We start from the raw sequence: 19265 nt of genomic DNA on the forward strand, positions 1-19265 counted from the left end.
CCAGAGCAGGTGCTTTCAGGTCGCAGGCGGTTGCTACTTAGGAGGGTATAGAGTGTTGAGGGTAAGACCATGAATTTTGTGAAACGTTATCTCCTTCCCCGTCTGATTTCATACTTTTTAGTCATCTGGTTGGGTATCACGGTGGTATTTTTCATCCCCCGACTTACCCCCAACGACCCTGTCATCCGCATGATTGATCAGATGCGGGCGCGTGGTTCAACGCTGGAACCGGGCGCGATGGATGGCATCATCGAAGACCTGACCCGCATGTACGGTTTGGAAGGTTCGTGGCTTGACCAGTATGGGGATATGTGGGGACGACTCGTCCGCGGCGACTTCGGCGTCTCGTTCTTCCAGTTCCCGACCCCGGTTAACCAAATCATCGGCAACGCGCTGCCGTGGACGCTGGGCTTGCTGCTTTCCACCACCGCGATCACGTTTATCTTTGGCAATGTCATCGGCGGGATCGCCGGGTACTACACGCGTCGACGCTGGTCACGCTCGCTGGATGCCCTCGCGATGGTCATACGTCCGCTCCCCTACTACATCTTCGCGTTCAGCCTGCTGCTGATCTTCTCGTATCTCGTCCGCTGGTTCCCGATCACGGGCGGTTCATCGCTCGGGGCGCTGCCAGAATTCAGTTGGGATTTCATCAAGGATGTGCTCTGGCATTCAGCCCTGCCTGCGGCCTCGTTGGTGGTGCTGGGTGGCGTGGTCGTCTTCCAGACGATGAAGCTACTCGTGCAGAACGTGAATTCCGAAAGCTTCGTCCAGTATGCCAAGCTGGGCGGCGTGACCGAAGACCGCATCGTGAGCAAGTACATCATCCGCAATGCGATGCTGCCGCAGATCACGGGGCTGGCGCTGTCGTTCGGGCAGATCTTCAGCGGCGCGCTCATCACCGAGATTGTGTTTGGCTACCCCGGAATCGGTATGCTGCTGTATCGCGCCATCCTCAATGGCGACTACAACCTGATCATGGGCATCACCGTTCTATCCATTGTCGGCATCACGACCGCTATCCTGTTGGTCGACCTGACCTATCCCTTGCTTGACCCCCGGATTCGGTACGTGTAGGGAAACTACTTCAATGAGACTTCTCAGAGATCTATTCAAAGACTTTCGGTTTACGCTCAGCTTTATCGTGCTGGTGGTCATCCTGTCCCTGGCGGTATTATCGCTGTTCTCGCCCTACGACCCGACCCTGTGGTATGTCGTCCCGCGCGACTTACCGCCGTCGGCCACGTATCTGCTGGGCACCGATTCGAACGGGCAGGACATCTTCTGGCAGGCGACCTTTGCCGTGCGTAACTCGCTGGTGGTTTCCCTCATCTCCGGTCTGCTGTCCCGCACCATCGCCATTCTGATCGGCATGGTCGCCGGGTATAAGGGCGGTACGCTCGACCGGGTGCTCATGTTCGTCGGCGACAGTCTGCTGGTCATCCCGCTCGTCCTCATCTTCGTCATGCTGGCGATGATGGTGCGGCAAAACATGACGCTGGTGACGCTGGGGCTGATGCTGGCGGGTTTCGGGTGGGCGTGGGACGCGCGCCTGATCCGTTCGATGGTGTTGAGTCTGCGCGAACGCGAGTTCACCAAGACGGCGGTGCTCTCCGGCACGGGGACGATCAAACTGGTTCTGAAAGAATACATGCCTTTCACCATGCCGCTGGTCTTCTCGACCCTGATCAATAATATGTCGTGGGCGATTGGCATCGAAATGTTTCTGGCCATCCTCGGGCTCGTCAATCTCAATATCCCCACGCTGGGGACGATGTTGAACTGGGCGCTGCACTACCAGTCGATTCTGTTGGGGCGCTGGTGGTGGGTGCTGACGCCCGTCCTCCTGTCCCTGTTCGTCTTCATCGCTTTGTACTGGATGTCGGTGAGCGTGAGCGAATACCTCGACCCGCGCACGCGCATTCAACGCGTAGGAGCCTAATCGGATGGTAGACATGACCGCAACGAAACAGACCATCCTTCGCACGCAAGATCTGCAGGCGTTCTATGTGCTGGAAATGCAAGGGGTGCAGAAGGTCGTCAAGGCCGTCAATGAGATCAACCTGCAAATCCGCGAGAACGAAATCTACGGGATTGCGGGCGAAAGCGGCTGCGGTAAAACGACGCTGCTGAAGACGCTGTTCAACGACATTGTGCCGCCGCTGCGCCTGATAGACGGCAAAATCTACTACCGCATCAATTCAACGGAAGTCGATGTCACCGGGATGAGCGCGGAAGAGAAGCGCAGGCTGCGCATGGAGTTCATCTCGTATATTCCGCAGGGGTCGATGAGCGTATTCAACCCGGTGCAGCGCATCCGCGGGACGTTTGAGGATTTTATCGGCAGCCATGTCACGGTGAAAAATCGGCAAGAGATCTATGAACTGACGTATCAGCGCGTCGTCGAGCTCGGTTTGCCCAAAAACGTGCTGGATGTGTATCCGCACCAGCTCTCCGGCGGCATGCGCCAGCGCGTGACCATTGCGCTGGCCTCAGCGCTGAACCCGCGCGTGATGATCGGCGATGAGCCGACCACGGCGCTGGATGTGGTGGTACAGCGCGGCGTCATCCAGATGCTGACCGATATTCAGAAGGCGCTGAAGAACACGATCATTCTGGTCACCCATGATATGGGCGTGCATGCCAACGTCTCGGATCGCATTGGCATCATGTACGCGGGCAAGATCGTGGAAGAGGGGACGACCGAGCAAATCTTTGCCGAACCGGCGCATCCCTATACGCGCTTCCTGATCAATTCCCTGCCGAAGTTTGGCGACAAAAGCGTGCGCGACAGTGTGCCCGGCAGTCCCCCGTCGCTGGCTGACCTGCCGAAAGGCTGCCCGTTCCATCCGCGCTGCCCACATGTCAAAGATATTTGCCGCCAGCAGATGCCGGACTTCACGCAATTGGATGCTGACCACAAAGCGGCCTGCTGGTTAGTTGGAGAACAACAACATGGCTAATCTGCTGGAGGTTGTGAACCTCACCAAACGCTATTCCCAAGGCAACGTACTCGACCGCAGCGTCTTCACCGCGGTTGACGAAATCAACTTCTATATCAAGCCAGCCGAAGTCTTCACGTTGGCGGGCGAAAGCGGCTGCGGTAAAACCACCACGGCGAAGTTGGTGCTCGGCTTTGAAGAAGCGACATCCGGCGAGATTCGCCATAACGGCAAGGCGCAGGTGCGCAACGAAAAGACGTGGATCACCGAAGGTGTACAGGCGATTTTCCAAGACCCGTTCAGCACGTTCAATCCCCTGCGGCGCGTCGAGTCGTATTTTCACGAAACGGTGCAGAACTTCCGCCTGGCGAAATCCAAAGAGGAAGCCGTGGCCCGCATCGACCAGAAGCTGCGCTTGGTCGGCTTGACGTACCACGATATCGCCGGGAAATACCCGAATGAATTCTCCGGCGGGCAGCTCCAGCGTATTTCCATCGCCCGCGCGCTCGTCACCGACCCCAAGCTGATCATCGCGGATGAGCCGGTGTCGATGGTCGATGCCTCGCTGCGCATGTCGATTGTCAACCTGTTCAAGCAGCTCCGCGATGAATTAGGCGTGAGCATTCTGTACATCACGCACGACCTCGCGACCGCCTATTACGTCAGCGACCGCATCGCCATCATGTTCCGCGGACGCATCGTCGAAATGGGCACAGTGGATAAGGTGTTGATGCAGCCGCGGCATCCGTACTCCAAGCTGCTGCGCGACTCGATCCCGCAGGCCGATCCCAAACAGCGCTGGACGACCTCGGTCACGCTGGCGGAACTGGAACAGGAAGAGTATCTGCGCCAGGGGTGCCGCTTTGCTGGCCGCTGCCCCGATGTGATGAACATCTGCAAGAGTGTGGTGCCCGCCGAAGTCAAAATTGACGATGTGCTGGTGCAGTGCCATCTGTACGACGATCATAAAGATGCGGTCCCCGTCCCCGCGAAGTCGACGGAAGCCAGGGCGCCCCCCCGGCGCAATTGGAACACTACCTCACCCCTAGCCCCCTCTCCGGGAGAGGGGGCCCCCGGGGGGGGGGGGGGGGGCCCCACCTAAGGCGGGGGGGGGGGGGGGGGGGGGGGGGGGGGGCGGGGCCCCCCCCCCCCCCGGGCGGGGCCCCCGGGGGGGGGGGGGGGACACTGGCTTTCCACAACTGACGTTAAAGAACTCCCTCTCCCGCCCCCCTCCCCCCGGGAAGGGACGCTAACAGGGGTAGGTTCTTAATTGTAGGACGGGCGCCCGTCAACCCCCGGGCGAGGGGCAAAAAAGAAAAGGGGGGTGGGCTGCCCCCGGAGAGGCGGCTTGCGGAGGGGTGAGGTTGAGTATTATCACCAATTTTCCCCGCAAACCACACCTCAGTGCCCGTGTTCGCGCACCAGTTGATCGAGGGGCTGTGTGTCCATCCGCACGAGCTGCGCGCTCACCTTGTCGACCAGTTGGGGAATGGTCGTCAGGTCGGCACCCCACAGGTCTTGATGCGCCAGCACCTGCGCTGTAAGGTCACGCGCTGACACACCCGACGCCCACACCTGACTCAGCCACGCCACACGCGCCGGATCATCGTTGACCGGCAGTGCTCCGCCCGGCCAAGCGCCCCCATAAAACCGGATCAGCGCCGCGAAGACCAGTGCCAAGCGTTCTGGCGATTCGCCGCGCAGCGCGGCGGCAGACAGTGACGGCAGCAGGCGCGTCCGGAATTTGGACAGCGAATTCTGCGCGATATTGGCTAAGCGATGATGGAGGAAAGGGTTCCGAAAGCGCGCCAGCACCGCTTCCGCGAACTGCGGCGCTTCGGGGAGGGTCAACGTCGGCACGATGTCCGCGAACACGAGATCCCGGATGAACGGCCCCAGCAGCGGATGTTCGACCGCCTCGCGCACCGTTTCGAGGCCGAGCAGCAGGCCGAGCAGCGCCAGCGACGTATGTGCGCCGTTGAGGATGCGCACTTTGAGCGCGTGGTAGGGGCGCACATCGTCGACGATTTTGACGTTGAGATCGGTCAGGTGGAACGGCAGTTCACGCTCCAACCACACGGGCGCTTCGATGATCCAACTATGATACACCTCCCCTTCGACCAGCAGCTGATCCGTATAGCCGAGCGCCGCGAAGGTGGCCGCGCTGTCGCCCGGGGGAAAGCCGGACACGATGCGATCCACGAGCGTATTGCAGAACAGGCAGCTGTGATCCAACCAGCCCGTAAAGCCCGGTTCCAGTTGCCACAGGTCAGCATACTTGACGATCAGCGCCTTGAGCTGTTCGCCGTTCCGCTCGATCAATTCGCAGGGCAGCACGATGCAACCGGATGCCCGGTCGCCGCCGAAATGCTGGTAGCGTTCGTACAGAAACGCGGCCAGCTTCGCCGGAAACGACTCCGACGGCTGGTCGGCCAAACGCACAGCGGGATCGTAGACGATGCCGCTTTCCGTGGTGTTGGAGACAATAAAGCGCAGCCCCGGCTGACGCGCGAGGCTCAGATAGGCGGCGTAATCCGTATAGGGATTCACCGTCCGGCGGACACAGGTGACGAGCGCCGTCTGCGTGACCGGGTTATCCGCCGCGCCACCCGTCAGCCGGACGTGGAATAACCCCTCCTGAGCGTCCAGCGCAGCATACGAGCCATGGGGCGTCGGCTTGACGATCACGATACTGCTGGCAAAGTCCGTCTGCTGGTTCAACTGCTCGACGATCCAATCGGCGAAACCGCGCAGAAAGTTGCCGCCGCCAAACTGCACGATGCGTTCGGGCGCAGGCGCGGGAGTTTGGGCGGTCTGGCGATTGAGAGGCGGCACGAGTCTGCTCCTGTTTTCGAGTGAGGATAACGACTCCAGCGTCAGCGATCAAAGAGTGAGCATGGCCTTGAGCACCGCCGACTCAGGCTTGAGCCAGGAGCCGAAGTTGGCGATCAACTCCTCCGGTGTCGCGCGATGCGTGATCCAGCCGTCGAGCTTGACCGTACCCCGCGTCAGCGCGTCGATCACCCACGCGAAGTCCTCATCCATCGCATTCCGTGACGCGAACAGCGTCATTTCGCGGCTGTGAAAGTGCGGATCGCTGAACGTGATATCTTCTTTGCTGATGCCCACGTAGACGAGCTTGCCGCCGTGCGCCACATAGCGAAACGCGTTGATCATGGAACGCGCGTTGCCGGTGGCGTCGACCACGATGAGCGGCAGATCGCCGTCGAGGGTGGCGCGCAAGCGGTCTTCAGGCTCATCCAGCGCGTCGATGGTGTGAGCGATGCCTAACCGTTCCCGACAGAAGGTGAGACGGGTGAGGTTGACATCCATCGCGATCACCTGCGCGCCGCGCAGCCGCGCGAACTGCATGGTCGCCAAGCCAATCGGCCCCGCGCCGATCACCAATACAGGGCTGCCCGCATCAATCCCGGCGCGCCGCACGGCATGCGCGCCCACGCTGAACATCTCGACCAAAGCGACCGCCTCCAAGGGCAGATCCGCCGCGCGGTGCAGTTTGCGACTGGGAACGGTCAGATATTCGGCCATGCCGCCATCGCGATGCACGCCGAGCACCTGCAGCCGCAGGCACGCATTCGGGCGACCGCGCCGACATGCGCTGCATTGCCCGCATTCGAGATACGGATTGATCGCGCAGATATCCCCAATGGCGCGGTCGCCATGATCGGCGCCGTGCCCGAGCGCCAGCACTTCGACCGCCAGTTCGTGACCGAGCACGCGCGGATACGAGAAGAACGGCTGCGTCCCTTCATAAGCATGCAGATCCGTGCCGCAAATGCCCACGCGATGTACACGCACTAACGCTTCGTCCGGCTGGAGAAGGGTTGGCTCCGGGGCGTCGTGCAGCGCAAACGCGCCGGGGCGTTCCAGTACGATGGTTTTCATGTTGCGCCTTTTCTCAACCTTTGACCGCGCCGACCAATAAACCTTTAGCAATATAACGCTCCAGCAGCACCGCCATCAGGACCAGCGGGCTCACCATCAACAGCACGAGTACCGAGATATTCCACCACTGTGGGCCGCGGGTGGCATTTTGCGCGGAGACGAGCAGCGGCATCGTCTGCGTTCGCGACCCCGAAAGGAACAGCGCCATCGTATATTCGTTCCACGAAAAAACCAGCACGATCAGGAAGGTAGCCACGAGCCCCGGCACTGCCAGCGGCAGGATAATGCGATGAAAGGCACGAAAGCGGCTCGCTCCGTCGATGAACGCGCTTTCTTCCAACTCCACGGGGATCGACTGGAAATAGTCGCGCAGAAACCAGATCACGATGGGCAGGTTGGCGGCACAATACGCGATTATGAGCGCTTGTGGCGTATCGAGCAGGCCGAACTGCTGAAACAGGATATAGATCGGGATGATCACGGTGACCGGCGGCAGAATGCGCTGCGAAATCAGCCAGAAGGCGATATCGCTGTTACCCATCGTCCCTTTGAAGCGCCGCCCAATCCCCTGCGCCAGCAGGAAGTAGAGCACCACGCCGACGCTAACAGCGAACAACCACGGCACCTGAAGGCCGATCAGCACCGCGGCCAGCACGCCGCACAGGATGAACGTGACGATCAGCGCCGGTTTGGGACGATACTCGAAGCGCGTCAGCGCGTAAGCAGCCCCCGCGCCGATGATCAGCGCGACGACCGAACTTGTCAAGCCCACGCTGATAGTGGTCGCGTACGGGCGCCAGAAGATATTCGCGCTGTCGGTCGAGCCGAGCATTTCCTGCCAGGCATGCAGCGACGGCTGGAAATCGACTGTGGGGAGGTAGGTGGGTCCTGCGCTCACATCAATGGGCAGTTTGAAGGACGTGACAAACAGCCAGTATAACGGGAACAGCACAACAAACGTCCAGATGAGCAGAACTGCGTAGGAGAGCAGTTTCACGCCCAGTGACAGGCGAAACGGATTAGCCGCGCGCGCCGAGAACCGCATTAGAGACGCTCCACAATTTTCTGACGAACCGTGTTGACGAACAGCGTGGCGACAAAGGTCACGACGAACAGCAGCAGATAACTCAGCGCCGCCGAGCCGCCCAGATTCGGTGAGCGCCATTCGTTGTAGGCGTGCAGCGCCATCGATTCGGTCGCCGTGCCGGGGCCACCGCCCGTCAGCAGGCGCGGCATGTCGATGATCTTGAAGGCTTCGATCAAGCGGATGAGGATCACCGTGAGGCTCACGGGCGCGATCTGCGGCAGCACGATATGCCGAAACATTTGCAGGCGATTCGCCCCGTCGACGCGCGCCGCTTCGACCTGGTCCTGCGCGACCCCTTCCAGCGCGGCCAGCAGCACGATGAACATGAACGGAATCCACTGCCAGATATCACCGATCAGCACAGCGATGCGCGCGCCGCCGCCCGTTTCCGCCCACGAGAAATCTTTGAGCCCGAGCGCCACCCACACGGGCGCGAACGGCCCGACCGAGGTATCGGTCAGCATGCGAAACAGAAAGCCGATGCCGACGGGCGTGATCGTCATGGGCAGCAAGAAGATCACCCGGAAAAAACGCCTACCGGGGAGATCCTGCACCAGCAGCAGTGCCAACCCCAAGCCGATGATGTACTGAAAAGACACGCCGACGAACACAAAGATCAGGGTGACGACGAGTGTCCCCGGCACGCCGCCCTCGCCTAACGTGGCGACGACAATCCAGCTCAGGCCGACCGTCAGCCCCAGCGCCAGCAGGCGCAACCCCGCCCCGATGATGCGCCGTTCGCGGCTCTGGACGTAGCGGAGGAACCAGAACAGCATCAGCCCGCTGATCAGCAGCCAACCGACCCACCCGGCGAACGTCGGCGTTTGCAGTGCGCCGATGAAGTGGCGCTGGCCGCTGCCAAACAACAGCTTGGCGTAATTGGCGAAGCCCACAAACTGAATATCCAGCCCGCCGCGGACAAAGTTCACCCGCGAGAGCGAGAGCAGCAGCGACGACACGAGCGGGAAGATCGACAGCAGCAGAATGAACACCACCGTCGGCATTAAAAACACATATTTCGCCGTCTGATCGGCGCGGATCCCCGGCGCGCGCCGGGAAGTTGTTTGCGCCGCTGCGCCCGTGAGCACGACGCCATGTTCGAGCGTTTCCATAGCCAACATCCAGAGTAAGACCGACAGAGGGACGCGCCAAGAGAAGCAGGGCAGTCGGGAATAGACTGCCCTGCGATCTACAGCCTCACTCTGTCCGGCTGATGCCGAGCGAGGCGCGGTACGCGGCCAGTTGGCTGTCGCGGCCTACCTCGTCGGTGATCTCCTGCCACTGGTTGTAAATTTCCTGCGCGGCCTGTTCCGCCGTGAACTCGCCCGCGAGGAATTGGCTGACGACCGTGTCGAGCACGACCTGCTGGTAGCGCTGCGTCTGCGGGATGCTGAGATCGAGAATCATGTTCGGGTTATTGAGCGAGTCCTCAATCGCACCGAGATAATTCGCCGCGCCCTCTTCGGTGAAGCCCGCTTCGACCCACGGCTGCAAGTCGGCGGTCTGCGACAGGCGGTACGGGTTGTATCCGGAGCGCCCGAGCGTCACATCGACGTTGGACTGCGCGGGTTGGGTCAGGTACGAGAAGAAGGCATAAGCCGCATCTTGAACTTCCGGCGCAGCCGCTGCGCTCACCGCGCCGCCCCAGCCGCCGAAGGCCGCCAGCGGCGCGTGGTTCACGCCGTCGATGGCATAGGGGCAGGTCGCGGCATCGCACGGGACGAGCGCGCCCGTCGCCCGGTCCAGCACTTCGGTCGCGCCCGGCATCAGCAGCGTGCCGACCGTGCCCGCCACCGTCGAGATCGTCGGGTCAATCGAGAGCGCGCCGATGTCGCCCCAGTCGAGCGTCAGAGCGCAGCGCCCCGTCAGGAACAGCGACCGCGTGTCGTTCAGCTCCAGATTGAGCTCGTCGGGCGGGCCGTATTGGGTGGTCTCATTGTAGATTTCGAGCGCGCGGATGAAGCCCGCGTTATTGACCAGCGGTTCCAGCGTTTCGGTGTCGAAGAACGCACCCTGGCCCGTGCCCTGACTTTGCAGGTAGCCACCCGCCACATCAAGCACCCACCAGAAGCCCTGACCCGCGCGGCGCTTGGGAATGCACGAGCCATAATCCGCTTCGCCATCGCCGTTCATGTCCTGACCATGCAGCGCGGCGGCCACTGTCAGATACTCTTCCCACGTCTTCGGCGGTTCGATGCCCGCGTTGGTGAACACGTCCGTGCGGTAGTAGACCAGATGCAGATCACCGTCGAGCGGGATCATGTAAACACTGCTGTTGTAGGTGGAGATGAAATTGCGGAAGAAGGGCGAAATATCATCCCACGCGATATCCGCGTCACTGCCGACGCGCTCGGTCAGGTCGGCGAAGTAGCCGGGTGTGACGTAGTCGGCCAGCCACTGCGGCGCGAGCACAAACGCATCATAGCTGTTGGTGCCCGTGGCTTGATCGGTGAGGATGGCCTGATACAGGTCGGCGAACGGCACGGTCGTCACTTCGATGCGCGCCCCGGTGAGCGCTTCAAAGTCTGGCCCACGGCGCAGCAGCGGTTCGGTGACCTGCGGGCCAGTGAAGCTGAGCACACGGACGGTGACACCGGCATACGGTTGATCCTGAGCGGAAACCGAACTCAACAGAGTCAGCATGACGACGAGCAAGCTCGCCAGAGCAAAAGATGAACGCAAATTTTTCATCGTTGGCCTTTGCACAACTGATTAAACAGATATGGTGGAAATAATGCATCATGCACGATATTTTTGAAAGTAGCACCGTTCTTTTTATCTGTCAACCTGTTGGTGTTGGTGAGCTTTTTTGCGCAGAGAGGGCGGCCATGAGACAATCGAGGGGTCAAAATCAGCACGTTGTCGGGAGTACTTCAGGATGACGGACCCTACCTCGAAACCGAACAAAGCGATCAAGCGGTCAGCGCATCTGTCGTTAGCAGATATTGCCTATAACGGCTTGGTCGAAGCGATCATCAATCAGGAGTTTCAGCCCGGCGAACCGCTCAGTATCGACCAGTTAGCGCGCCAATTGGAGATGAGCAACACTCCCGTGCGGGAAGCGCTGATGCGCGCCCACGGCGAACGCCTCGTCAAACAGAAGACCAATTACGGCTTCGTCGTCGCTGAACTGCTCACGCCGGAAGAACTGCATCAGCTCTTCGAAGTGCGGCACTTGGTCGAAATCCGCGCGCTGCAGCTCGCTCCCCTTCCCTCCCAATCCATGAGCGAACTGCGCCGTCTCGTCGATCACATGCTGCAAGCGCCGGACGGCGCGGGGTATCACGACTACAAGGTCTATCTCCAGCTCGATCATCAGTTTCATCACCAGCTCGTCAGCCTGTCGGGCAACGTGTTCCTGATCAAAGCGTGGGAAGACCTGCACGTGCATCTGCATCTCTCGCGCCTCTATACAGGCATCGGCCTGTTTGATCGCACGGACTCCGCCCGCGAACACAAACAAATTCTGGAGGCGCTGGAACGCAGCGACCGGGCAGAGGTCGTCAACCTGCTGAGCGAGCATATTCAGGGCGTTCGCGAGCGCGTCGAGAAATACTTCCTGACCTGAACGCGCTCACGCAATGGCTATCGGATGCACCCACGAGCCGGTCGCGCCTTGCAAGCGCAGCGGCGTCACGATGAGCAGGCATTCATAGACCTGATCGCGGCCTAACTGTTCCAGATACAGGTTTTCGAGATGCGTCACGCCGTGATGCGTGAGTAAGAAGCGATGCACCGCGTGATCCAGCGGCGGCACCGCTTCGACCGTCATGTTGTCAGCGCCTGCCAGAATCATCCCCTGCTCGAACAGATAGTGCGCGGCATCCAAGCCAATTCCGGCTATCGCGTCGCGGTAGAGCGGATCGCCAGCGGCCAGATGCTGGTAAAACCCGGTGCGAATGAGGACGGCCGTCCCCGGTCGCACCTCAGTTCCCTGCGCGCTGAGAGTCTCTTGAACATCCTGCCGCGTGATCATGTAAGCGGGTGGCAGCACGTCGACGCCCTTGCAGCGCGCCACATCGAGCAGCACTGCGCGCGTGATGATCGGCGGCATATCGGCGATGCTCAAATACGCCTGACCGTGCACGTCTGCGACCGAGTGCGCTGTCACCGAGGCATTCTCCCCGGCATATAACCGCACCGTTCCGGTCGGATCCGGTTCTCCCGCCGCACTCTGATGCTCACCGATATGGCACAGGGCATCGATGTGCGTGCCGACGTGCGTGGACATACTGATCACCTCGGCGGCGGCGGAAGCCGGCCTGAGATCGGACAAATCACCATGCCGCATATGCGGCCAGAGGCTGTAGGTCTGCATGGGGCCGGGGGCCAGCATGCCCGGCGTGTGCATGACCGCCAGACTGTAGACCTTCCCGGTGCGCACCAGTGTCATGAGCTCGGGCGTCAGCACCGGGACAGGCAGCGCACCATACGTCCGCAGCGTTCCGGCCTGCGACGATTCCAGCGTTGTCGACATGTTTTACTCCTCGTATGTGAAAATTGATCGGCCACACCGCGCACGACAAGCGATCAAAGGCACTTGATTGACAATCATAGAACCTTATGCTATTTTCAATAAACATGCATCATGCACGATTATTGCAACCCAGACATTGTTTGACAAATAACCACTCTTTAGGAGAGACAAAATGAGGCGGAATCTTTCACGTCGCAACTTTCTGAAGTCGGTTGGGGTCGGTGCGGCAGCCGCCGGTCTTGCCCCCTACGCGCCCTTAATCGGCAGCACGCCCAGAAAAGCCGCGGCTCAGGACAATGCCAGCTATCGCATGGCGTTTATCCAGTTTATGCCGCATACCGTGCCTGCCGCGTGGAGCACCGGCATCGAAGAAGTTTTGACCACGCAAGCCAATATCAGCTATGAGCTGCTCGACGGACAGGGTCGCCCTGACGTGCAGATCGGCCTCATGGAAAACCTGATCAATCAGGGCGTAAACGCGATCTTCCTGCAGCCCGTCGACAGCGTCGCGCTTGGGCCGTCGATTGCGGCGGCGCGCGATGCGGGCATCCCTGTCATTACGCTGAACATTGACGCCGTGGAACCGCATGCCGTGCACGTCGAAATGAACCACTATTTCGGCGCGGTGGCTATTGGTCAGGCGATGGGTGAATTGATGGGCGGGAGCGGCAAAGTTGCCATTCTCAACGCGCCGCCCGGCATCATCATCCGCGATCAGCGCACCAACGGCTTCCTCGAAGGGCTCGCACAGTTCCCCGACATCCAGGTCGTGGCGGATCAGTCCGCTGAATGGGATCGCCGCCGCGCGCAGGAAGTGCTCGCCGCCATGCTCGCCGCCGATCCCGAAATCACCGGGGTGTACGGTGTGAACGACTCGATGGCGCTCGGCGCGGTCGATGTGGCCAAGTCTAACGGCGTGCTCGAAAACATGGTCATCTTCGGCAACGACGGCGAAATCGCCGCGCTGGAGTCGATTGAAGCGGGCGAATTGACCGGGACGCAGTATACCGACGTGTTCCAGCAGGGGCGCTTTGCCGCGTCGATTGCCGCGAGTCTCATCAGGGGCGGCGTTGCTGCCGGAGCCGTCACCCGGCAGGGGCGCGTGCTCATGCCTTACACCATCGTGACCGCGGACAACGTCGGCACGATTCAACCGAACCAGCGCTGGTAGGGTTATCCGGTGCCGCAGAGAGCGGTCAGCACACCGCTCTCTGCGCCCTCTAGATTTTGGATACGAAGAATTTTTTGAGGAAACTTATTCTGACATGCATAGAAAGTCATTGACCGGGCAGCTCGGGCTGATCTCCATTTTGCTGCTGTTGATCATCATCTTCTCACTGCTTTCGCCGAACTTCCGCACCCTCAACAACCTCCGGAGCGTCCTGTCGAATTATTCGCACATTGCGATCATGGCGGTGGGCGTCGCCTTCCCCATCATCCTCGGCGAAATTGACTTGAGTGTCGGCGCGATTATGGGTCTGGTCGGCATGGTGCTGTTCAACCTGCTGCTCATTCATCAGCTCCCCGCGCCGCTGGCCATCGGAATTGGGCTGGGGATCGGGCTGGTCAACGGGCTGCTCATCAACCGCTTCAAGCTGCAAGCGTTCATCGCGACGCTCGCCACGCTGGTGGCCTATCGCGGCATCACCTACGGCATCTCCGGTCGGCAGTTGTTCCCCGAAACGACCGTGCAGGCGATCACCGACCCGCTTTATCTCGCGATTGACACCAAAATCGGCGTGCTCCCGTATGCCTTCATCTACCTGATCCTGCTCGTCGCAGTCACGCATGTGCTGCTGCACAATACCAAGCTCGGCATGCACATTTACGCGACCGGCGGCAACGAAACCGCCGCCCAACTGTCGGGGATCAACGTGCGCCGCGTGCGTCTGTTCGCCTATGCAGTCTCCGGACTGTGCAGCGCCCTCGCCGCGCTGATCATGACCTCGCGTATGCGCTCAACGCAGGAGAGCCTCGGCCTCTCGTTCGAACTCTCGGCGATCACTGCGGTCATCATCGGCGGCGTATCGCTGCGCGGCGGCATCGGAACGACGCTGGGCCCGGCACTCGGCGCATTTCTCGCGGGCACGCTCTATACCGGGTTGACCATGGTCGGCGTGACGACCTACGCCCAGCCCGTGATCGTCGGCATTGTGCTGCTGATCGCCGTCGCCTATGACAAGCTGTTAGCCACGCGTCAGCGCCAGCGCCAGCTAGAGCGAGGGGCGCAGCATGGCTGAGGTCAAACTGCAGGCGCAGGGACTGCATAAACGCTATGGCGCGATTCAAGTCTTAAGCGACATCAACCTCACGCTGTACGCCGGGCAAACGCATGCGCTGGTCGGCAGTAACGGCGCGGGCAAATCCACATTCGTCAAGATTCTCACGGGCGCGGTCGCGCCGGACAGCGGCAGTGTCATGCTCGACGGGCGCGCGCTGCCGCTCGGCGATCCGCAGGCCGCGCTCAAGGCGGGGATCGCCTGCATTTACCAGCATCCTCACCTGATCCCTGAACTCTCGGTGATGGATAACATCGTCATGGGACACCACCCGACGCGCAGATTCGGCTGGTTGGATCGGAAAGCCCAACGTAAAGCGGTAGGGGAACTGCTCGACAAGCACGATTTGCAGCTCAACCTCGAAACCCCGGTCGGGCTCTTGAGCTCGGTGCAGCAAAAAGAGGTGGAAATTGCCAAAGCGCTGTCGCTCGACGCGTCGGTTATCCTGATGGACGAGCCGACCGCCGCCCTCAGCCGCGCCGAAGTCGACAAGCTGTTTCGGTCGATCGATCAACTGTGCCAGCGTGGGGTCGCCGTGCTCTATATTTCGCACATTCTGGACGAAATCTTCCACATCGCGCAGCAGGTGACCGTCCTGCGCGATGGTCAGGTGAAGCTCTCGGCGGCCACCGCCAAGCTGACTAAAGCGAAACTGGTCGACGCGATGCTCGGACGCGAACTGATCGCCGTCGGGCAGCAGGCCGAAGCGCATGCCACCGCCAGCCGCCCGGTCGCCCTGGAATGCCGCGCTTTACACAAGCACAACGTCTTTTCCGACATCAATTTCAGCCTGCACAGCGGCGAAATCCTGTGCATTACCGGGCTGATCGGCGCGAAGCGCACCGAATTAATGCGCGCGATCTTCGGCGTTGACCCGGCGGACAGCGGCGAGATCCGCGTGTGGGATAAGCCCGTGCGCATTCGGCATCCGCTGGACGCGATTCGGCTCGGGATCGGCTTCGTCCCCGAAGATCGGCATCGCGACGGGCTGTTCCTCGATCTGTCGATTGGCGTGAACGCGATCATGTCGTCGCTCAAGCGCGTGACCAAGGCCGGGCTGCTCCTGCCGGGGACAATGCAGCGCCTCGTGCGCCAGCAAATCGCCAAGATGGAGATCATGCCGCCGCTGCCGCGGTATCCGGTGAAGCATCTGAGCGGGGGCAATCAACAGAAGGTGCAGTTGGGGCGCTGGCTGCTCGGGGATACCAAGATCCTCATCCTCGACGAGCCGACCATCGGCATCGACGTGGGCACCAAGGCGACGATTTATCGCCTGCTGCGCGAACTCGCGACCCAAGGCACGGCGGTGATCGTCGTGTCGTCGGATATGGAAGAAGTGCTGACGGTCGCGGATCGGATACTGGTCATGGCAAGTGGGCGCATCGTGGCGACCTTCGGGCGGCAGGACGTGACGCAGAGTCAGATTCTGGCAGCGGTCAGCGGTGAGGTGAGCTAGACGATGGATATCTCCACCCGCTCACTGACCTTCACCCCGGAACGCAAAGCCCGCCTCACCGACCTGGTGCGGCAGATCATCGGCAACTATGGCCTGCTGCTGATCATGCTGCTGCTGATGCTCGGCTTTTCGGTGTTCTACCCGGTCTTCTGGAGCCTGAGCAACCAGATCAACATCGTGTTCGCCGCCTCGCTCATCGGCATTATGGCGGTCTTCTCAACCTTCGTGATTCTGACCGGGGGCATCGACATCTCAGTCGGCTCGACCGTCGCCGTGTCCGGATTGGTCGCGGCCCTGCTCCTCGAAACAGGTCAGCCGCTGCAGACCGCGCTCCTCGGCGGTATCGGGGTGAGCGCCATCGTCGGGCTGGTCAACGGGGTCGCCATCGCTTATCTGGGTCTGCCGCCGATTGTCGTCACACTCGGCGCGCTTTCGATTGTGCGCGGAACCGGCCTCCTGATCGGTGGCAGCACGCTCCATCTCATCCGCGAACCCGCCGAGTTTCTGTTCATTGGCGGCGGGCGCATCGGTGGACTCCCCTTTCCGATTTTCATCTTCACCGCCGCGGCACTGCTCATGCTCTTCGTGCAGACGCGCACACACTTCGGCCTCTCGATCTATGCGGTCGGCGAGAACGAGCGCGCCGCGTCACTGTGCGGTTTACCGGTGCGTTTGGTCAAGCTGCTGGTCTACTTGTTGTCGAGTGTGGGCGCAGGCATCGCCGGGATTGTGCTGGCGGCGCAGGTCTCCACGGCGTCAGCCAACTACGGCAACGCGCTGGAACTCGACGTGATCGCGGCGATTGTCGTCGGCGGGACGAGTTTGCGCGGCGGGCGCGGATCGGTACATCGCTCGGTGTTCGGCGCGCTCTTGATCGCCGCGGTTAACAACGGCTTGAGCATTTTGAACGTTTCCACCGATCAACAGCTCATCGCCAAAGGCGTGATCATCGTCGCGGCGATTGTGCTGAATAACCGTCTGCAAAAGTGGTCAGAGACGCTTTAGGCTGCCGCACGATGGGATAAACCGCGTCCACCACCCCTAACAGGGGTAGGTTTTTCATGCTTCCCAATGGAACATGGGTTCCTTCGCCAAAGAACCGGTAGGGACGAGGCATGCCTCGTCCTATTTTTCTCAGGAGAGAGGAATCCACCCGTCATGTGTTCCCATAACTGGAGGAAGTCGAAGCCTTACGCGAAGCGGTTCTGGTTCGATTTTCGACCGAGGACGAGGCATGCCTCGTCCCTACAGTTAAAAACCTACCCCTGTTAGGTCCACCACCCCCGGCGCCTCCCCGAATTCAGGGAGAGGAGACAGAAAAGGCCGTTTTCTCCCCTCTCCCCGCTTGCGTGGGAGAGGGGTTGGGGGTGAGGCTGAGCGTTTCACGCATGGTGAGCTCGACTCAGCTCCACACCCTACTTGAGCGTGATTTTGAACGTGAAGGCGTGCACGCACGGCGGCGTCGATGGGGTGGCGATGTGCAGACCATCATCCGCTTGCGACCACGTCAGGCTTTCATCGGAGCCAAGCATGGTGATCGATAGAATCTGCTCGGCGGCGAGCGCGGATCCGGTTCGCAGCGACTGAATCACTGCGCTGTCGCCCGGCCAGCCGAGAGCGATGGCGTAGAGCGCGCCGTCACGAGCGGTGAAGCGAACATCCTGCGCGGTGAACGGTTTGTCCTCGTGTTCGCGCATGTGCCCACCGACGGTCGTGGGACCTTCACCAAAGGTGTGCCAGTGGCGCGTCCCGTAGATCGCCTCCCCGTTGATGTGCAGCCACTCCCCCAGTCCGAGTAAGCGCTCGCTGGCTTCCGCCGGGATCGTCCCATCCGGTTTGGGGCCGACGTTCAGCAGCAGATTGCCGTTCTTGCTGACAATATCGACCAGATCATGCACGAGGGTGGCCACCGACTTGAAGTGGTCATCCGCCACGTAGCACCACGACTTGTAGCTGACCGAGGTATCCGTCTGCCAGTAATCCGGGCGGATGGCGCTGAGCTTGCCGCGTTCCACATCGAGGAGCGCCGTGCCCACTGGGAACGCCTCCAGCTTGTACTGAAGCACAGGATCAGTCACATGGTTGTAGTAGTAGGCGGCGAACTTCTGCAGATACGGCTCAAAGACCGCCTGCTCAATCCACCAGTCGAACCAGAAGACCTGCGGCTGATACTTGTCGACCAATTCGCAGCAGCGCGCCAGCCATTCGTCGAGGAACTTGGCATTCGGGCGCGGACGCCAGTCCTGGCTCGTCCACTCCGCGGAGGTAAACGACGCATTCGGCGAGGCTTCGACCGCTGGCCCGTAGAAGGCGTCATACCGCGGATCTTGCACATCTGACGGGAACTTCTGCCCGCCATCGAAGAACCACCAGTGTTCAGCGCGGTGATTGGACACGCCGAAAGTCAGACCGTGGCGGCGCGCCGCGGCTGCCAGCTCCGCGACGACATCACGCTTCGGCCCCATCTGGGCGGCGTTCCACTCCGAAAACGCGGTGTCATACATCGCGAAGCCGTCGTGATGCTCGGCGACGGGCACGACATACTGCGCTCCCGCCCGCTTGAACAGATCAATCCACGCCTCGGGGTCGAAGTTTTCCGCCGTGAACATGGGGATGAAGTCTTTGTACCCGAACTGTGTATGCTCGCCCCACGCTGCCACATGATGCTGAAATTCCGCGCTGCCCTGTTGGTACATATTGCGGGCATACCATTCGTTGGCGAAGCCCGGCACCGAATACACACCCCAGTGGATGAAGATGCCCAATTTGGCTTCTTTAAACCACGGCGGCACTGCATACTGTGCGAGCGATTCCCAAGTGGGTTCAAACCGTGCATCGGCTGTCATGCTTTCCCTTTCACAAGTTGACTCAAGGTAGATGGCATCATCACTTGAACGTCGGTTATGGATGACTGTCGAGTCTGCATTTTGTCGCCCCTCTCCGCTGGCGTAGGTGAGATGCTCGGGAAGCAGGGGTGCAGGCCCAGACACACGTCGCTGTTCCATAACGCCCCTAGATTTAAGCGGATTTCGCGCCCGGCGCAAACAATCGGTTTGCGAGCCCCACCTCAAGACGATTCTCGCGTAGGGACGAGCTGAGCCCATGAGCCAGCCGCAGC

General features: G+C 60.8%; 16 protein-coding genes. 9 read left to right on the plus strand and 7 right to left on the minus strand.

What is annotated here, in order from left to right; all coding sequences use genetic code 11:
* Window positions 1–69: 69 nt before the first annotated feature.
* From IPK17_RS36590 to IPK17_RS36605, 4 genes are read left to right on the plus strand one after another with little or no spacing between them, the layout of a single operon-like run.
* A complete protein-coding gene (locus tag IPK17_RS36590; RefSeq protein ID WP_343422687.1) occupies window positions 70–1077 on the plus strand; it encodes an ABC transporter permease in 1008 nt (335 codons plus the stop codon).
* Window positions 1078–1090: 13 nt separating this feature from the next.
* Entirely contained in the window at window positions 1091–1942 is an 852-nt protein-coding gene (locus IPK17_RS36595) for an ABC transporter permease (RefSeq protein WP_343422688.1), read from the plus strand.
* Between the two features lie 13 nt (window positions 1943–1955).
* A complete protein-coding gene (locus IPK17_RS36600; protein ID WP_343422689.1) occupies window positions 1956–2963 on the plus strand; it encodes an ABC transporter ATP-binding protein in 1008 nt (335 codons plus the stop codon).
* On the plus strand, window positions 2956–4044 hold the full coding sequence (locus tag IPK17_RS36605) for an ABC transporter ATP-binding protein (protein WP_343422690.1): 1089 nt from the start codon (window positions 2956–2958) through the stop codon (window positions 4042–4044). The genes IPK17_RS36600 and IPK17_RS36605 overlap by 8 nt, the downstream gene beginning before the upstream one ends.
* 299 nt (window positions 4045–4343) lie before the next feature.
* On the opposite strand, the gene IPK17_RS36610 is transcribed toward IPK17_RS36605, so the two are convergent.
* The 5 genes from IPK17_RS36610 to IPK17_RS36630 form a co-directional block, all read right to left on the minus strand.
* Entirely contained in the window at window positions 4344–5777 is a 1434-nt protein-coding gene (locus IPK17_RS36610; RefSeq protein WP_343422691.1) for a tagaturonate reductase, read from the minus strand.
* 48 nt (window positions 5778–5825) lie between these two features.
* A complete protein-coding gene (locus IPK17_RS36615) occupies window positions 5826–6848 on the minus strand; it encodes a zinc-binding alcohol dehydrogenase family protein (RefSeq protein ID WP_343422692.1) in 1023 nt (340 codons plus the stop codon).
* Between the two features lie 13 nt (window positions 6849–6861).
* Window positions 6862–7893 (minus strand): carbohydrate ABC transporter permease, encoded by a 1032-nt coding sequence (locus tag IPK17_RS36620; protein WP_343422693.1) that lies wholly within the window; start codon window positions 7891–7893, stop codon window positions 6862–6864.
* Window positions 7893–9047 (minus strand): carbohydrate ABC transporter permease, encoded by a 1155-nt coding sequence (locus tag IPK17_RS36625; protein WP_343422694.1) that lies wholly within the window; start codon window positions 9045–9047, stop codon window positions 7893–7895. The genes IPK17_RS36620 and IPK17_RS36625 overlap by 1 nt, the downstream gene beginning before the upstream one ends.
* An 85-nt stretch (window positions 9048–9132) precedes the next feature.
* Complete coding sequence (locus tag IPK17_RS36630; protein ID WP_502749873.1) at window positions 9133–10626, minus strand: ABC transporter substrate-binding protein; 1494 nt, start codon at window positions 10624–10626, stop codon at window positions 9133–9135.
* 187 nt (window positions 10627–10813) lie between these two features.
* On the opposite strand from IPK17_RS36630, the gene IPK17_RS36635 reads away from it, so the two are divergent.
* Window positions 10814–11503, plus strand: coding sequence for a GntR family transcriptional regulator (locus tag IPK17_RS36635; protein WP_343422696.1), 690 nt, complete (start codon window positions 10814–10816; stop codon window positions 11501–11503).
* 6 nt (window positions 11504–11509) lie between these two features.
* Here the strand turns inward: IPK17_RS36635 and IPK17_RS36640 are convergent, their stop codons facing one another.
* Entirely contained in the window at window positions 11510–12412 is a 903-nt protein-coding gene (locus IPK17_RS36640; RefSeq protein ID WP_343422697.1) for a cyclase family protein, read from the minus strand.
* Between the two features lie 172 nt (window positions 12413–12584).
* Between IPK17_RS36640 and IPK17_RS36645 the strand changes: the two genes are divergently transcribed.
* From IPK17_RS36645 to IPK17_RS36660, 4 genes are all read left to right on the plus strand, one after another.
* Window positions 12585–13583: a sugar ABC transporter substrate-binding protein gene (locus tag IPK17_RS36645; RefSeq protein WP_343422698.1), complete on the plus strand. Its 999-nt coding sequence runs from the start codon at window positions 12585–12587 to the stop codon at window positions 13581–13583.
* A 94-nt stretch (window positions 13584–13677) separates the two neighbouring features.
* Window positions 13678–14652: an ABC transporter permease gene (locus tag IPK17_RS36650; protein WP_343422699.1), complete on the plus strand. Its 975-nt coding sequence runs from the start codon at window positions 13678–13680 to the stop codon at window positions 14650–14652.
* The gene (locus tag IPK17_RS36655; RefSeq protein WP_343422700.1) at window positions 14645–16147 is read left to right on the plus strand and encodes a sugar ABC transporter ATP-binding protein; all 1503 of its coding nucleotides are present in this window, start codon (window positions 14645–14647) and stop codon (window positions 16145–16147) included. Before IPK17_RS36650 ends, IPK17_RS36655 begins: the two co-directional genes overlap by 8 nt.
* 3 nt (window positions 16148–16150) lie before the next feature.
* A complete protein-coding gene (locus IPK17_RS36660) occupies window positions 16151–17152 on the plus strand; it encodes an ABC transporter permease (protein ID WP_343422701.1) in 1002 nt (333 codons plus the stop codon).
* A 410-nt stretch (window positions 17153–17562) separates the two neighbouring features.
* Here IPK17_RS36660 and IPK17_RS36665 read toward each other — a convergent pair whose 3' ends face one another.
* Entirely contained in the window at window positions 17563–19251 is a 1689-nt protein-coding gene (locus tag IPK17_RS36665; protein ID WP_502749877.1) for an alpha-L-fucosidase, read from the minus strand.
* Window positions 19252–19265 lie beyond the last annotated feature (14 nt).

It is taken from the genome of Candidatus Flexifilum breve (assembly GCF_016713355.1).

Excerpts from the sequence above, each read along its gene's own strand:
- IPK17_RS36615 (WP_343422692.1), bottom strand. The coding sequence starts at position 6,848 with ATGAAAACCATCGTACTGGAACGCCCCGGCGCGTTTGCGCTGCACGAC.
- IPK17_RS36655 (WP_343422700.1), top strand. The coding sequence starts at position 14,645 with ATGGCTGAGGTCAAACTGCAGGCGCAGGGACTGCATAAACGCTATGGC.
- IPK17_RS36630 (WP_502749873.1), bottom strand. The coding sequence starts at position 10,626 with ATGAAAAATTTGCGTTCATCTTTTGCTCTGGCGAGCTTGCTCGTCGTC.
- IPK17_RS36665 (WP_502749877.1), bottom strand. The coding sequence starts at position 19,251 with ATGGGCTCAGCTCGTCCCTACGCGAGAATCGTCTTGAGGTGGGGCTCG.
- IPK17_RS36625 (WP_343422694.1), bottom strand. The coding sequence starts at position 9,047 with ATGGAAACGCTCGAACATGGCGTCGTGCTCACGGGCGCAGCGGCGCAA.
- IPK17_RS36595 (WP_343422688.1), top strand. The coding sequence starts at position 1,091 with ATGAGACTTCTCAGAGATCTATTCAAAGACTTTCGGTTTACGCTCAGC.
- IPK17_RS36590 (WP_343422687.1), top strand. The coding sequence starts at position 70 with ATGAATTTTGTGAAACGTTATCTCCTTCCCCGTCTGATTTCATACTTT.
- IPK17_RS36645 (WP_343422698.1), top strand. The coding sequence starts at position 12,585 with ATGAGGCGGAATCTTTCACGTCGCAACTTTCTGAAGTCGGTTGGGGTC.
- IPK17_RS36660 (WP_343422701.1), top strand. The coding sequence starts at position 16,151 with ATGGATATCTCCACCCGCTCACTGACCTTCACCCCGGAACGCAAAGCC.
- IPK17_RS36605 (WP_343422690.1), top strand. The coding sequence starts at position 2,956 with ATGGCTAATCTGCTGGAGGTTGTGAACCTCACCAAACGCTATTCCCAA.
- IPK17_RS36640 (WP_343422697.1), bottom strand. The coding sequence starts at position 12,412 with ATGTCGACAACGCTGGAATCGTCGCAGGCCGGAACGCTGCGGACGTAT.
- IPK17_RS36620 (WP_343422693.1), bottom strand. The coding sequence starts at position 7,893 with ATGCGGTTCTCGGCGCGCGCGGCTAATCCGTTTCGCCTGTCACTGGGC.
- IPK17_RS36650 (WP_343422699.1), top strand. The coding sequence starts at position 13,678 with ATGCATAGAAAGTCATTGACCGGGCAGCTCGGGCTGATCTCCATTTTG.
- IPK17_RS36635 (WP_343422696.1), top strand. The coding sequence starts at position 10,814 with ATGACGGACCCTACCTCGAAACCGAACAAAGCGATCAAGCGGTCAGCG.
- IPK17_RS36600 (WP_343422689.1), top strand. The coding sequence starts at position 1,956 with ATGACCGCAACGAAACAGACCATCCTTCGCACGCAAGATCTGCAGGCG.